General features: G+C 51.1%; 13 protein-coding genes. 11 read left to right on the forward strand and 2 right to left on the reverse strand.

The features are described 5' to 3' along the window. Window positions 1-569: 569 nt before the first annotated feature. From BLU07_RS04725 to BLU07_RS04770, 8 genes are all read left to right on the forward strand, one after another. On the forward strand, window positions 570-2,627 hold the full coding sequence (locus BLU07_RS04725) for an RHS repeat-associated core domain-containing protein (RefSeq protein WP_092384657.1): 2,058 nt from the start codon (window positions 570-572) through the stop codon (window positions 2,625-2,627). 13 nt (window positions 2,628-2,640) lie between these two features. Then, complete coding sequence (locus BLU07_RS04730) at window positions 2,641-3,147, forward strand: hypothetical protein (RefSeq protein ID WP_092384659.1); 507 nt, start codon at window positions 2,641-2,643, stop codon at window positions 3,145-3,147. A 459-nt stretch (window positions 3,148-3,606) separates the two neighbouring features. Beyond that, window positions 3,607-3,801: a hypothetical protein gene (locus BLU07_RS17520; protein ID WP_157719083.1), complete on the forward strand. Its 195-nt coding sequence runs from the start codon at window positions 3,607-3,609 to the stop codon at window positions 3,799-3,801. 202 nt (window positions 3,802-4,003) lie between these two features. Continuing rightward, window positions 4,004-5,134, forward strand: coding sequence for an RHS repeat domain-containing protein (locus BLU07_RS04740; RefSeq protein WP_092384663.1), 1,131 nt, complete (start codon window positions 4,004-4,006; stop codon window positions 5,132-5,134). Further along, window positions 5,131-5,439 (forward strand): hypothetical protein, encoded by a 309-nt coding sequence (locus BLU07_RS04745; protein ID WP_092384665.1) that lies wholly within the window; start codon window positions 5,131-5,133, stop codon window positions 5,437-5,439. The genes BLU07_RS04740 and BLU07_RS04745 overlap by 4 nt, the downstream gene beginning before the upstream one ends. Window positions 5,440-7,317: 1,878 nt before the next feature. Continuing rightward, the gene (locus BLU07_RS04760) at window positions 7,318-7,845 is read left to right on the forward strand and encodes a hypothetical protein (protein ID WP_092384671.1); all 528 of its coding nucleotides are present in this window, start codon (window positions 7,318-7,320) and stop codon (window positions 7,843-7,845) included. An 11-nt stretch (window positions 7,846-7,856) separates the two neighbouring features. Next, window positions 7,857-8,330, forward strand: a complete 474-nt coding sequence (locus tag BLU07_RS04765) for a hypothetical protein (RefSeq protein WP_092384673.1) — start codon at window positions 7,857-7,859, stop codon at window positions 8,328-8,330. 372 nt (window positions 8,331-8,702) lie between these two features. Then, window positions 8,703-9,191, forward strand: a complete 489-nt coding sequence (locus BLU07_RS04770) for a hypothetical protein (RefSeq protein WP_157719084.1) — start codon at window positions 8,703-8,705, stop codon at window positions 9,189-9,191. A 455-nt stretch (window positions 9,192-9,646) separates the two neighbouring features. On the opposite strand, the gene BLU07_RS04775 is transcribed toward BLU07_RS04770, so the two are convergent. After that, window positions 9,647-9,994, reverse strand: coding sequence for a hypothetical protein (locus BLU07_RS04775; RefSeq protein WP_157719085.1), 348 nt, complete (start codon window positions 9,992-9,994; stop codon window positions 9,647-9,649). Between the two features lie 3 nt (window positions 9,995-9,997). Between BLU07_RS04775 and BLU07_RS04780 the strand changes: the two genes are divergently transcribed. From BLU07_RS04780 to BLU07_RS04790, 3 genes are all read left to right on the forward strand, one after another. Further along, window positions 9,998-11,701, forward strand: coding sequence for a hypothetical protein (locus tag BLU07_RS04780; protein WP_157719086.1), 1,704 nt, complete (start codon window positions 9,998-10,000; stop codon window positions 11,699-11,701). A gap of 71 nt (window positions 11,702-11,772) precedes the next feature. Beyond that, entirely contained in the window at window positions 11,773-12,219 is a 447-nt protein-coding gene (locus BLU07_RS04785; protein ID WP_092384681.1) for an ester cyclase, read from the forward strand. 209 nt (window positions 12,220-12,428) lie between these two features. Further along, entirely contained in the window at window positions 12,429-13,619 is a 1,191-nt protein-coding gene (locus tag BLU07_RS04790) for a multidrug effflux MFS transporter (protein WP_092384683.1), read from the forward strand. Here BLU07_RS04790 and gtfA read toward each other — a convergent pair. Next, on the reverse strand, window positions 13,605-15,050 hold the full coding sequence (gene gtfA, locus BLU07_RS04795; protein WP_092384685.1) for a sucrose phosphorylase: 1,446 nt from the start codon (window positions 15,048-15,050) through the stop codon (window positions 13,605-13,607). The genes BLU07_RS04790 and gtfA overlap by 15 nt on opposite strands.

Genomic DNA, 15,050 nt, shown 5'->3' on the forward strand with positions numbered 1-15,050 from the left:
CTTGTGCATGCGATTATACTTTCGGTCCTGATCTAAAACCTTTCGTTAAGCGTACGCAGATTAGGTTAATCGTAGACCTCATGATTTGGTCGGTTGTCGCCTATATTTCGATTATTGTATTATCCGAATTACTACCTAACTGGCTCCAAATTGCAATCAATGGAATTGCCTTTTTTTATATAGCCGGGAATATACTATTGTATCCGATGTCAAAAAAACGACTAGCTAGTTGTGAAGTGAAAGTTTACAGCGACAGAGTTGTCTACTCGTTTGCTGGAATGGCTACAAACATAATGTTCTCTGAAATCGACAAAATTGAACCTATCCCTAACCTTGAACGAATACAGGAAATTAAATTGGTACTTAAAGATCGATACATAGTTAACTTAGGATGCCTTGAAAGAATGGATGTCTTGTATGAGCTAATATTGAAATCAGCCAACTCTTGGAGAGGCTCTGAATAAAGTTAATTAGGGGTCGGATACGCTCTTGAAGCTCAAGCCTTGAGCGAACATCTGGGGTCGGGTCTTGTCTTTTGCCTCGAAAAAGCATCAGTCACCTGACCCTCTATGACTACAACTACGCAGACCGCCAAGCACCTGCCCGCCACCGACAGCGCCCCGGCCCAGACCGAAGCCTTCGAATGGAACCCCGATGGCCAGCTGCTCGGCGCCGAGAACACCACCCTGGGCATCCGCATCGAACGGCACTACAACACGCTAGGCCAGCTCAGCCTCGAAGCCCAGTACCTGGGTGACCACTGGAGCTGGCAAGCCAGCCACCAGTACGATGCCCGTGGCCGCCGCGAACAGAGCCAGCTGGGCGACATCCCTCCCATCGACTGGCTCAGCTACGGCCCCGGCCACCTGCTGGGGATCAGCAGCGGCCCGCTGAGCATTCACTTCGCCCGCAACGCCCTGCACCAGGAAACCCAACGCGAACTTTACACCCGCGATGAGGGCGACAACCGGCAGGTACACAAACAACAGCGCCAGTACGACGCCCTCGGCCGCCTGGAACACAGCCAGCTCAAGCCTTCGCCCGACAGCCCCAGCGCCCTGCACTGGGAACGCCGCTACCAGTACGACAGCCAGGACCAACTCCAGCAGCTGCAAGACAACCGCCACGGTCGTATCGGTTACCAGTACGACGACAGTGGCCGACTCACCGGCAGCCTGCATCAGCAGTCAGAACAGTCCAAACAGACCCAAACATACCGCTTTGATGCTGCCGGCAACCGCCTTGACCACGGCCCGCAGGCCGGGGCCAAACCCGAAGACTGGGCCGCCACCGTCGCCGCCAACCTGCACAATCCCGACTTCAACCTGCTGGGTGAAGGGAAAAGCCAACCGGCCCCCACCGCCGCCTGCTGGCCGGACAACCGCATCCTCAGCCACGAGGGCGAGCAGTACCACTACGACCGCATCGGCAACCTGATCGAACGGCTCAGCCCCGACGGCAGCCGCCTGCAGCTCGGCTACGACGGCGCCAACCGCCTGATTCGGCTGGAACGCACAAAGGCCAACGGCGAACGCTGGACCGCCGACTACGGCTACGACCCCCTGGGCCGACGCCTTTGCAAACAGGTCGAGTACACCGACACCAGCGGTCAAACACAGCCCACGCAGATCACCTGCTACGGCTGGGATGGCGGCCAGCAAAGCGCCGAAGCACGGCTAAGCCAAGGCGGCGAATGGCAAATGCGCACCACCCTGTACGAACCGGGTAGCTTCGTGCCGCTACTGCGCATCGGTCAGGACAAAACCAACAACGACCCCATGCTGCTGCAGGTCAAACGCCAACTGGCCAGCGCCGGCGAACCCATGCCCGAAGCCCTGCGCCAGGCCCTGGCCGAAGAGGCCAGCGAACCCCGCTACGCCAGCTACCACACCGACCACCTCGGTACCCCGTTGGCCCTCACGGATGAACAGGGCCAACTGCTCTGGGAAGCCCGACCGGATGATTGGGCGGCGATCAAAGACGAACAAGGAAAAACAGACCAGCCCATACGTTTTCAGGGGCAGTACGAAGACGAAGAAAGTGGGCTGTATTACAACAGGCATCGATACTACGATCCAGCACTGGGGCGGTATGTGAATCAGGATCCGATTGGGCTTTTGGGTGGAGTGAATTTTTATTTATATGCAGCTGCAAGCCCAACTAACCACATTGATCCATCTGGACTTATAATCCCACTGGCATGGGGCGCGTTTGCTTTCGGAAGTGCTACACTTGTAGCTGTGGGGAACTGGGGACGCAACGTGTTTAATGAGCCGTATCCTGGAGCAAACACTTTAGACGCAGATTGGATTAAGATGGATCCGGAGCAATCTGTGCTTCATCGGCAGGGTGATGTAAATCTTTCATGCGGGGGGTCCAACCCAGACAAAAATAGGAAGTTTGTATCGCCTTCCGGCCACAGTGAATACGTAATTGATGAGCTTGACTGTTTGGTTACGGACACAAAAAATCAAGGTACTTATAATTATTTTTCACCTTACACACTATATGGTGTTCCGCATGTTGTAACTGACGTAGCTCCTTACATGATATTCGGGACTTCGCCGTTGGATATGTTTACAAAAGATCGATTTAAAACTTCAATCGATCTAGTTATTGATAGATAAGGTGAGGCTTAATATGAAGCTTTTTGGTTCTCTGGTCTCAATTCTCTTATTTTCTGCAATAACCTCTACCGGCTGTAAGAAAAGCTTTGATATGAGTAAGTATTATTTTGTGCCACAATATCAAACAGGAGGATCAGACGTCCTGTCGTATGGTTTTACTTTTGATTGGGGTGCTCCAGTTGTTAGTGATGATGAAAATGTTGAGATAGGTGATGAGCTGGTATCTTTTAACCCTGCTATAAGAATAATTTCGGTCCAAAAGGAGTGTAATGCTGATCTTGAAAGCTTGGAGATTTTATCAAAAGGAGAGGTAGAAATACAACTAACAAAGGATGATGTTGTTAGAGCATCAGAATCCAGGTGGGTTATGAGAGGCATTCATCTGACTAAGAGTGATAAGGTTGTTCGTATAAGTTTCACTACGTCTTGCACTCAGGAAAGTATAATTTCTGAATTCGAGTTTAGCTACGTAGAGAAAATTGAGAAGGTTAACTTTTTCACCTTCATTTCTCGTCAATAAGCACTAATCGTGGTTGCGGGGATCGGTCTTGCCTTTTCTTCCGCTTCGCACGGTAGCTTCGTCGGGGGCGGATCCGTTGGGGCTTTATCAAGACCCACGGATAGCAATGGCACAACGCGCTGCAGGCCTTGATCCCAATAGAGAAGAGCCCATCGTAGAAGCTGTTCGATCTTTTAGTAAGTCTGTGTATGACAGAATTATGGAGGGGATTAATTTTGGCGGTAAAGTGGGAGGTATGTTAGTGGTAGGGGTCGGCGCAAAACAAGACATTGGCGTGGCGATAAGTGCTGATGGAAAAGCATGCGTAACGAATACGACATGTTTAGTTGTTGGACCAATGATAGGTGGAACCACTCATGCAGGCGGAAGTGTTGCAACAGGTGCGGTTAATCCAGGAAGCAGTACTTGGGGGGGGTGGTTTAACAGGTCAAATAACTCCAGGTCTAGGGGGTGGGCTTAGTGGCGAAATTAACCTTGACGGGTCCACTGAGCTATCTGCCGAAGGAACAATGGGCGGCGCTATTGGTGCAGGACTTCTGGTTTGTAAGAAAAGGATTTCAGAAGTATGCAACTAAAAAAAATCCAGGCTATATTGGTATTATCCAGCATATTGCTAGCAGTAATTACTTCCATAATAGCTTTTCTTGGTTATAAAGAAATTGCTGGAAATCTCGTAACAGTAGGTGCGTTTTTTGTAATAGCAGCCTTTTTGAACGGGTACTATATATTAAAAAGGGGGTTCATTAGGGCTAGAAAACAACGACAGGAGGGGAAACCGATTCTCACAAAGTCTCTCCTTGACGAAGATGACAGTTAGCTTCTTTGGGAAACTAATAGCTCAAAAAACCGGGCTCAGATGAACATTCCCGGATTTTCCTACGACGCCCTCGACCGCCTGATCGAAGAGGTCGGCTTTGATGGGCGTACCCAGCGCTACCACTACAACGACGCCGGCGAACTCATCGCCCATGAAGACAACAACGGCCAGACCACCCATTATGACTACAACCGCGTCGGCCGCCTGAGCGCAAGACACCTGCCCGCCACCGACAGCGCCCCGGCCCAGACCGAAGCCTTCGAATGGAACCCCGACGGCCAGCTGCTCGGCGCCGAGAACACCACCCTGGGCATCCGCATCGAACGGCACTACAACACACTCGGCCAGCTCACCCTCGAAGCCCAGCACCTGGGTGACCACTGGAGCTGGCAGGCCAGTCACCAGTACGATGCCCGTGGCCGCCGCGAACAAAGCCAGCTGGGCGACATCCCTCCCATCGACTGGCTCAGCTACGGCCCCGGCCACCTGCTGGGGATCAGCAGCGGCCCGCTGAGTATTCACTTCGCCCGCAACGCCCTGCACCAGGAAACCCAGCGCGAGCTGTACACCCGGGATGAGACCGACAACCGCCAGGTGCATTTGCACCAGCGCCAGTATGACGCCCTGGGTCGCCTGGAACAGAGTCAACTCAAACCCTCGCCCGACAGCCCCGGCGCCCTGCACTGGGAGCGCCGTTACCAGTACGACAGCCAGGACCAACTGCAGCAGCTGCAGGACAACCGCCATGGCCGCATCGGCTACCAGTACGACGCCAGTGGCCGACTCACCGGCAGCCTGCATCAGCAGTCAGAACAGTCCAAACAGACCCAAACATACCGCTTTTATGCCGCCGGCAACCGCCTTGACCACGGCCCGCAGGCCGGCGCCAAACCCGAAGACTGGGCCGCCACCGTCGCCGCCAACCTGCACAACCCCGACTTCAACCTGCTGGGTGAAGGGAAAAGCCAATCGGCCCCCACCGCCGCCTGCTGGCCGGACAACCGCATCCTCGGTCATAAAATAAATCTGTCCCCTTTTCTGGAGAATTATGGGATTGTGGACTCACCATGGACTTATAGTGTAAACACAATAGACGAGCTAAGGGCTGGAGTTCAGGGTGCTAATGATGGCTTGTTTGACAGTGATAATGTATGTGGATGTAGACCATGAGCCTGGTTAAATATGTGATCCGCATAGGCCTTTCTGGCGTACTGATAATTGCTTTTGTTAGGTATTGCAACTATTTCATTTATAAAGATGCTGTCGGGCTTTGCCAAGAAATCACCATGTCTGACTCTATAGAAACTGTAAAAGATATAGCTGGCGCCAAAGGGTACACACATTATATACATGAAGGCGAAGGTTTAAAAAAGGTTGTGATACCAACACAAGATAGTCCGTTCTTTAGGTTTGCATGCGTAGTGACGTTTGATGAGGGTGTGATCCTAAATAAAGAAGCCCGCTCTTATGACTGATTATCAGCTGGAAGCACTATCCCGATTGCGCTCACAGCTGAACAAAATCAACTATTCTGGGAAGCTGACCTGCTACCCTCTGGCTTAGTAATATTCATCACAGCAGAGAACGATGAACATGAAGAAGTGATTTCCAGACGAGCAGATCATCAGCATTTCCAAGGAGGGTGGTCTCAAGGTTCAAGTGCTTGTTGAGTACCTTCAGCTGTAGGCGAGAAATAATCTTAAATCCATTAACTAAGTGTTGCACTTGGACCTTGAGACCACCATGCCACCCTGTTGCGAGTGTCTAGATGTTGAACTATATAACTACTAAGAAATGCACCGCAGTATTTCATTTTTTCTTGGCGCTTACTTTTTTTTATTTCATGGATAGATCGCTGGTGTTCTTCATCGAACTATTGGCCGGCTTTTTTAGTCAAAACATAACAGAGCCAAACTATATTTTTAATAAGTCATGGGGAGCGTTAAATTTTTTTATCGTTTCTGTGTTTGTATTTATGCTTCTAGGTGGTGAGAAGTATTCAAATTATCGCAAAGCATTTCTCTGTGTTTTTTTGTATTTCTTTTTTGTGTTTTTGGTAAAAGTCAATTTTCTTGCAAAAAATGAGCATCTCCTCTCCAGCGAAGATTTTTATTTTAGACTGGCATTCGAAATTCTCATTCTTTGCGCACTCTACATACTATTCCTCAAGCTTGGGAGAGTGATATCTCTGTATGAGAACATCAAACGATATCTTTCTCAGTGAGTTTCTGTCTGCTCATATCAGAGCCACGGCAATCGAGGGTGTTCAAAGCTCTGTGTCACGCACACCCGGCATGAAGTCCATGCCTATGACGGTACCGACTGGTAATGTCTGGTAAAGCCGTATCACAAGGGAGAGAAATGATGGGGGCGAGCTTGTAATGAAAACAGCGCTATCAAGCAAGGTGTCTATTCTATTGCCTAGGCGCAACTGGCTGATTCTTGACGTAGCGCTTCTGCTCACTCCCTGCTTTCCAAGCAATGGTCAAGTATGCCGGCAGCAGGTGTCAAAATGTACTCACTAAAGCACACGCTAAAAAAAGGCGGGTTTTGGTTGTCGATGTTTTTTGTTTGTCTTTTTATCTCGATCATTACAGGTTTAGCTGGATATAAGTCCTTATCTACAGTCTTCTTTTATGGGGGATTTATTTGCTTGTTTTTTATGTACTACTGGTCTGCAAAGCATGTAATTAAAGGAAACAAGGTGGTATTTAGGTTTTTAAGAAAAAAGTTGAGAAACAAAAAAGAAGATCGTGATGAGTCTGAATAGCGGCTTGCTAGCATAGTCCGCCGGACGTCGGTTTATGGCGGGGACCCTAAAACAAATGGGTCGCAAAAAAGATGCAACAGTGGTGTCTGTTCCCAGGAAGCTATTAATGAAATGATTAAGAATGGTGAGCTTTAATGAGGTCAATCCCAAAAAATATAAGACATTCGATTTTAAAGGGATCGAGGCTCGGGGCTTGCCTGTGGGCGGTGTATTTACTTACGCAAGTTGTAAGGTCTATCTTGTATGATTATGAAATAAATTTCTTCGATATTTGCGTGATGTTTCTGATTTATATTTTTGTGTTCTCCTGCAGATATATAATCATGCGCCGCCAGTAGGATGGATTGAACGCGGCTTTCTAGGGAGAGCTGTTACCCTTAGAGTCTGTAAATCAAGTGGTGAAACTGTCCACGGCTGGGTAATTTCTGGTTCAGTGGCATAACGTTCAATGCTCTGTGTCACGCACGCCAGACTCATGGGATGATGTGATTCTACTGCCGCTCAGGAAGTGAAGGTTCTTCGTAAGCGTCCGGTAATCGAGTAGCCAGAATGCTTATAAAATTGTAGCCAGAGGGATGAAAATGTGACCGCTTTATCAAAAAAGATAGTTGGATATGCTTGTGCGATATCTATTGCTCTCATTGCTGCCTACGCTTGTATTGTCCTTATACTGCGTCCCGCATCTAATAACTTTATCGATAATAACATAATCACTTTAATTTCTGATCACCTGGATCAATCTAACGATTGTGATATCTTGATGGAAGATAATACTATCTCATCTTTGGGTATGGAAAGACTTAAGTATTTAAATAAATATGACGTCTTGGCTTATTCTGATGCAAGGGCAGTTGAGCAGGAGCTCAACTGTCTATCTGAGACTATGTCCAAGCTTTTGTATACTGGCTGGCTAATCAAGCGCTCAGATAATACAAGCCTGTCAAGGGTGAAGCTTGAGGACGTTATAACCCGGCTGCTAAGGACAAGTATCATACTGTCAGTAGATGAAGCTTCATATATTTCACCGGAAACATTAGATACCCTAGAGCAGATAGAGTTTTTCAGGCAGCCATTTAGGTTGGAGCAGTCATTTCTGGATGATGTCGAGTAAGGAGTACGGTCTTGCTAAAAAAAACATTAACCCTGCTAATTGTTTTGAATTTATACGCGGGCGCCGTTCCTGCAGATATCAATCAGTACATTCCTGAACTATATGAAACCTACAAAACTAAAGAGCGTCAATGCATAGCCATAGCATTAGACAACGAAACTACCTCTGATGAGATTAATATTTTGCAGAGACTTGATTCGCAAGACGTTTACGCCTATGCCATTAAAAGAGGCATTGATCATAGAATACAGTGCACCTCGAAAGAGCTCGTACAGCTACTTCATACCGGATGGGCGGCCCATCACGTACGCAGCATTGATCCAGCGGTTAATGACTTTGACCATCTACTGGACAGCGTTGTAGATCCTCGTTATCTGGAGGCGATCACTCACTTGAGCGGAGTATCCCAAAGGGTAATTAATCAACTGGACAAAATTGAATATTTCCAAAAACCGTTTGATATAGAAAGCCGCCCATGGGAATGAACACTACGGCAGTACAGTAGGTGATGCGGGGCTCAGGGACAGCAGAAAGATGACTAACGTGGTTGCACTACAATTGAAATCACTACTGCCAGCCACTGCTTGAGTGCTATGTGAACCGGGAACCGATTGGGTTGCTGGGCGGGTGTGAACGGCTATGCTTACCCCGAAGCACGAACAGGGAGCGTTGGGGCTTCAAGGTGAAAATCTTCAGCATGGTCTTAAACTGTGAAGACGAGCTTGCTGGTATCTCACCACGAGATAGTCATAAGCCTTCGGAAAATCCACAATTGTCTGGGGATGATGGTTATTTGCGTGACTTTCAGCGCCAGATAGCTGAACATAGAGGGTGTAATGCTATATAAAATGAGTGCAGTGAAGAAAGTACTTCAGGTAGTTCTAATATCAATGTTGGCGGTGAATGCACACTCGATTTCTCTCGAAGGTACATGGCAGGAAGATAAAGACAGAACCATTCAATGGAATTCGGCTAATACCAAAGTAGATCCCGAAAGATTGGACAAGCTGGGATTGATCTTGGGGCATTACTACATAAAATATAAAAATGGGATGGCCTGCGGATTTTTCGAACCCTACACTTTTGAGTATGAAGGTGAAGTCAGGGAGGTTCCACGGCTTTCAACTAACTTGTCAAAATACGAGGTTGTGGCGGAAAATGAATTTGGGTATGTGATCAAGACTACTGGCACGGACCAAACCGAAACCATAGATGTGTTGATATTTGAAGGGGAAGAAAGTTTTTATGGCATAAGGCTGGATGCGGAAGACTTTGGCTTTCAGGGCGGGCGAATTTATTTCAAAAAAGTAGAAACCGTTAGATGGGATTTTGACTGCGCCAATTAATCACATGATCAAGAGGTTCCAGGGTCGGGTCTTGCCTTTTGCCTCTACTCCGCATCGACCAGTTCAAACCAACAACGACTCCTTGCTCGAGGCGCTACGCCAGCTACACACCACCTCCCTTGGCGCGTATCAGCAGCCGCATTTAAGTCCGTTCCGGGTCAGATGGACAGCCCTTTAGCCGCAGTGAGACAAGGCACGCCACCCCGGCCTGGTTATGGCTGTTTGTACTAGCCAACGCATACAGAGCAGCAGTGTTTCTGTCCATAGTCTATGCTCTCTTCAGGGCATCCATCGCTGGCGTACTGGTCGGTCATTTACAATACCAGTCAGTCAATGCATGATGATGCATAACAGATCGCAAAGGAAAGGATTCTGTGATGCCAACGGCAAGGAAGCTGGCGGTCGATATTGGCGTATTTCTGAGCGCCAAAGACCAACGCCGCCATCCCCTCGAACTAACCCGACTCTTCCAGTTGGTTGAGCGCTGTTACCCCGTTTTTCGTCACCCCACGGCGAAACGAGGCAGGCGCTTGCTTTGCTGTGCGCAGGAAAAGCTTGCCGTTTTTCTTCAATGTGCTCGCCCCGGGCATGGTTTGTCGCGTGTTCGCTACGGCGCCCTGAATCTCAATATCCCTTGCCAGATGATACCGATACCTCCGGCATGGACATTTTTGCTGAATGTCCGTGGCGGCGGTAATACATGACAACACATTGGCCGCCATTCCGGCGGCTTTAAGCAAAGGAGGTGCTGCACCATTGGCAACGACGCAATACCACAATAAATAACAAGGAATGGAGAACACCGTATGAGAGCCCGACTTATCATGACTGTACTCGCCAGCCTGTTGCTATACGCGTGCGGGCAGGAAGAAACCAATGCAGACACCCATATGGCTGAAGCCGAAGCGGCAGTACCCGCCAGTGACTCTGCAGACAACCCGGAAACCCAGGCTAACGGTACCTGTACCGGTACGTATCCAAGTTACTGGCAAGACCCGAACTTTCCGGACATGTATGAAAGCCAGCTTGTTTCAAATCAACCGGGGGTAGACTACAAGGGACCGGTTTTTCAATTAAGCGATGCCTTTCCTGCTGAACCTGTCGATGAACGCGCGGACCAGCCCTGGCGCAGCAGTAAATTCGACGCCATGTTCGATCCGGAGACAGACCAGGCCACTCGGGAAGCATTGGCATTGGAATACGGCAATCTGGTGTTGGCGTATATACAGGAAGGCAATATCGACAGCGGTGATATCAACACCGACTGGGATGTTTGCAACAACCAGGTTCGATCCTGGTACAACATTCCCTTTCAAACCTATGACGTGATGTCTGGCCGAGAATTCACCCACGGCTTGACGCGGGAAGCGCCGGTAAACTTCAGTATGAATACGTCGCCTGATCCGTTAAACGGTACCATGTGGGCCGTAGGTTTTTTTAATCCAACAGCGGCATACACCCTGGGTACGATCTGGAAAGCCGATGGCACCCCCGAGATTCCCACTGACAATGTATCCTTTGCTGACGGCGCGGTGATCGGCAAGCCTTTGTTTACCACACTGAGTCCGCAACAAATGCCCATGCTGGAGAATTTGCCAGCCTGGCAGGCCAACATATCCTCACCTGATTTTTGCAGTTGCCAGCCTGCCAGCGGCAATGGCCAGTGCACGATGGCCGAACAAAGCCAGCAATGCCCTCGCAGCCTGAACACCTGGGGCCCCGTTACCTTGCTGCAATTCGATATCGCGGTGAAGGATTCCCGAGCAGAGGGTACGCAGTGGGTATTCGGCACCTTTGTCGCCGATGGTCAGCGCAAAGCTGAAGAACAGAACCCATGGAAGCGCATCTCACCTCTGGGGCTTATGTGGGGCAACTCTACGCCTCCGGCGGATGTTTTGGCTTCGTCATACCCGGACAACCCGCGTGAGAATGGCTTCAAGGATATGGTCATTTTTTGGGATACGGTCGATATGCTGAACGCTGATGGTGGCGCAAATGCTTTTGCCCACCCAGGCCATCTTGGCTGCAACTCGCGTCTCGACGGCCCGGCAGACAAAGCCTACAGCTCTTGCATGTCTTGCCATGGTACGGCCTCGGTAGCCGATCAGAACAATAATGTGCCACCCATTGCTGCGCAGTTTGGCGGGTTAACGTCAGAGTGTGCGCTGCAAGACAGTGCCGGTAACTGGATCGATGCCAGCGGCGCGCCTGCCCAAGAACGCAAGGTAGGCGATACCATCATATCCTACCCACAGATTGACTCGATCTACTTTGCCAGTACGCCGGCAGCGGAGCCGTATAACACCACGGTGCAAACGGAGAATGGCCCCGTTAATATCCTGCCGGGCCAGCCGGATTATGCCGATAGCAGCCGCACTCGCTGGATATCGCTGGATTATTCCTTGCAGACTTCGATATCAATTGTGCAATGGCAGCAGTGGCAGCAACACGCCAAAGATCCGGAACCTGCACACAAGGATGTGCACGAAGCGACATTACCGCGTCGTTAACCACCTGTGGCACCGGGTGACACGAAACGCGCGTCACCCGGTGCCAGTCCTGTCAATCAAGGAGATGAACTATGGGACGTTTTACTGCAGCATTGTGTGTTATCACGACCGTCTTGCTGGCTACCACCGCCTGCGCAGAAGAGGACGTTGAGGCCGCCATCAACAAGGAAGCAACACGCATATTTTTTGAGGGTGTTTTCAACGAGGGCATAACAGACATTGTCGAGTTCAGCCTGGCAGACAACTACACTTACAACGGCCACCCGTCGGCGGCTGACGGAACAATCAAGTGGGCGGAATCTTTACGCAAAACATACCCCGACTTGCATTTCGCCATTAACGACCTGATTGGTGAAGGCCACAAAGTGGCGATACGCTGGACCATGACAGGCACCGGTTCCGACGGGGTGGAGATCACCACATCCGGTACCAACATCATAACCTTCAAGGATGGCCAGGCTGTATCCAACTGGCAGAACGGCGGCACACCAGCTGACGTGCATCCGGTAAAGAAATAGATCTTTTGCACATGCCGCCAGGCGGCGGCATGTATTAAAGAATGCGATCCAGCATAAAGATCTGGGCACGTTTAACCCGAAGCTGCTGTGTCAGGCATCAGGCATGGCAGATTCGGCAACAGTCTGTTGCCAGCGCTTTCTGCCGCTTTCTGGCATGATGAGGACGGTAATTTTTTAACTGCCAATTCCCTTCACCCCGGACACCTCGCATGCCGCTGAAAATCCTCCTGATTCTGGGCGGGCTCAGTGCCTTTGGACCGCTGGCGATTGATTTGTATCTGCCGGCTTTCCCGACCATGGCACGGGCTTTTGCTACCAGTACTGACCAGATTCAGCTCAGCTTGTCGGCTTACTTTATCGGCCTGGCCTGCGGGCAGATTCTTTATGGCCCGGTAGCTGACCGTTTCGGCCGGCGCAAACCATTGCTGTTTGGTATTGGCCTGTTCTGCAGTGCTTCTTTGCTGTGTGCATTTGCTCCCACCCTGGAGTGGTTGATTGCCGGGCGCTTTTTGCAGGCCCTGGGTGGCTGTGCCGGAATGGTGGTGACGCGTGCAGTGATACGTGATCTGTGTTCGCCGCTGGAAGCGGCACGGGCGTTTTCCAAGTTGATGCTGGTGATGGGTGTGGCGCCGATTCTGGCGCCTTTGCTGGGTGGTTATCTGCTGGTGTGGACCGGCTGGCAGGGCATTTTTCTGTTTTTGACCCTGTTTTCTGCTGCTTTTGCCCTGATCGTATTGCTGGGCTTGCGGGAAACCTTGCCGGTGGACGGGCCGCGGCAGAGCATGAGTTATTCCTGGCGCAGCGTGCCGCGCATTCTGCGTGACCCGTTGTTTATTCTGCATGCGCTGACGGGCGGGCTGGCGATGGCAGCCATGTTTGCCTATATCGCCGGGCTACCCTTCGTGTTGATCGAAATATACGGTGTTGCGGAGCAGGATTTCGGCTGGATTTTTGGCCTTAATGCTGCCGGCTTCATTCTGTTTGCCCAGGTCAACGGCCGCTTGTTGCGTCGGCGTTCGCCGCAGCAACTGGTCAGGAACAATGCCTTGTTGTTTATGGGGACGGCACTGGCACTGTTGTTGGCCAGTTGGTGGCAGCCAGAGCAATTGCTGCCGTTCTGGGTGGTGATGTTTGTATTTGTCGCCAGCGTTGCCATGGTGCTGCCGAATGCCACTGCTTGTGCCATGGACGGTTATGGTCAGCAGGCAGGCATGGCCTCGGCCTTGCTGGGTACCCTGCAATCCACGTTTGCCGCGATCACCTCGGCCCTGGTCGGGTGGCTGCACGATGGCAGCGCATTGCCCCTCGGGCTGGTGGTGGGTGGCTGCGGCATTCTGGTTGCGTTGGCCGCCCTGAGTGCGGCGGCTATTCAACGCCCGCAGTGTTCAACATACCCATGACTGCGGACTGAGATCGTCGGCATCCAGATAATCAATCTGTGCTGTGCGGAAGTTCAGGTCAACCAGCAGATGGCAGTAATGTTCGCCGTGCCGCCAGGCCATGGCGACGCTGCTGTCATTCGAATAATTGAGCTCGAACCGGCCCTGAAAGGCGGGATAGCTGTTGCGGAAGCGCATCAATGTGAGCAGGCGTTGAACCACGGGTTGTTCAATGGCGGTATCGACTTCGTCGAGGCTGTAAAAGTGCCGGTTGATATCCCGCAGTTCCCCGGTTGCCTGCATCAGGTCTTCATCGTTGCAGCCCGCCAGCAGCCCGACGTAATAGACCTGGGGGATGCCGGGGGCAAAAAACTGGATGGCACGGGCAGCAATGTAGCTGTCATCACTTCGCATCAGGGCGTCGTAGAAGGTGCAGGTCAATTGGTAGATGGCGCCCACGCTGTTAATGCGCGCTGCCGAGCGGCGCAGAATAGGGTCGGCACTGCGCGCATTGATATTTTCCACCAGGGCCTTGATGCGGTCATCCGGCAGCACGCCTTCAACATCCGGAATGCAGATGCCATCGTGGGTATCCAGCACGGTAATCATGTTGCGCGGGCACATGCGCAACCAGTTCTTCAGATAGACGCTGTTGCAATCCAGCAATGAATACAGCACCAGTGGTGGCAGGGCAAAGCCATAGGGGTGCATGTCACGGCGGCTGATTGCGTATTGGAAACTGGTGTGATCATGCACTTCCGGCAGGCACTCGGCGCCATGCTGCAGTGCCATGTCATTGATGCGCTCGAGTACTTTGTAGACCTCGGGCTCCACCAGAAAGCAACTGGTACCGATGCGTTTGGTGGTATAGCCGAAAGCGTCCAGGCGCAGCAGCTTGACGCCATTGGCGCACAGGTGGCTGATCCAGGTATCCATCAGGGCCCAGGTCTTTTCCGAGCGGTAGTTCAGGTCAATCTGGTTTTCGGTAAAGGTACACCAGACGCGGCCCTGGCTTCCGTCAGCGAAGGTGACCTGGCGGAACGGTTCTTTTTCCTTGCGGATATGTATCTTCGCTAGGTCGTCGGTGGTGATGTCGCCCATGGCGTCGACATCAACGAACAGCTCGGCATATTCCGAGCCCTGACCTTTGGCGACATAGTCCTGAAATTCGACCGATGCATCGGAAATATGGTTGACCGTCAGATCTGAACACAGGTCGAAGCGTTCGGCGATACGGCGAATGTCAGACCAGTCACCATAGGCCGGATCCACCTGAAGATGCGTGAGTGGTGAAAAACCACCATCGGCATTGGATGGGAAGAAAGGCAGTATATGCACGCCAACAACGGCATCCGATAAATGCTGCTCAAGCACCTGATGCAGGTCCTGCAGGTTGTTGCCCAGGCGATTGGGATAGCAAATCAGTTGCACACCGTTTTGCAGAATACTCAT

The organism is Halopseudomonas salegens (genome assembly GCF_900105655.1).
In the GTDB taxonomy this organism is placed as follows: Bacteria; Pseudomonadota; Gammaproteobacteria; order Pseudomonadales; family Pseudomonadaceae; genus Halopseudomonas; species Halopseudomonas salegens.

What these genes read in the sequence shown, in the direction of transcription:
- BLU07_RS04725 (WP_092384657.1), top strand. Translation starts at nt 570, where the DNA reads ATGACTACAACTACGCAGACCGCCAAGCACCTGCCCGCCACCGACAGC.
- BLU07_RS04730 (WP_092384659.1), top strand. Translation starts at nt 2,641, where the DNA reads ATGAAGCTTTTTGGTTCTCTGGTCTCAATTCTCTTATTTTCTGCAATA.
- BLU07_RS04740 (WP_092384663.1), top strand. Translation starts at nt 4,004, where the DNA reads ATGAACATTCCCGGATTTTCCTACGACGCCCTCGACCGCCTGATCGAA.
- BLU07_RS04745 (WP_092384665.1), top strand. Translation starts at nt 5,131, where the DNA reads ATGAGCCTGGTTAAATATGTGATCCGCATAGGCCTTTCTGGCGTACTG.
- BLU07_RS04780 (WP_157719086.1), top strand. Translation starts at nt 9,998, where the DNA reads ATGAGAGCCCGACTTATCATGACTGTACTCGCCAGCCTGTTGCTATAC.
- BLU07_RS04785 (WP_092384681.1), top strand. Translation starts at nt 11,773, where the DNA reads ATGGGACGTTTTACTGCAGCATTGTGTGTTATCACGACCGTCTTGCTG.
- BLU07_RS04790 (WP_092384683.1), top strand. Translation starts at nt 12,429, where the DNA reads ATGCCGCTGAAAATCCTCCTGATTCTGGGCGGGCTCAGTGCCTTTGGA.
- gtfA (WP_092384685.1), bottom strand. Translation starts at nt 15,050, where the DNA reads ATGAGTATTCTGCAAAACGGTGTGCAACTGATTTGCTATCCCAATCGC.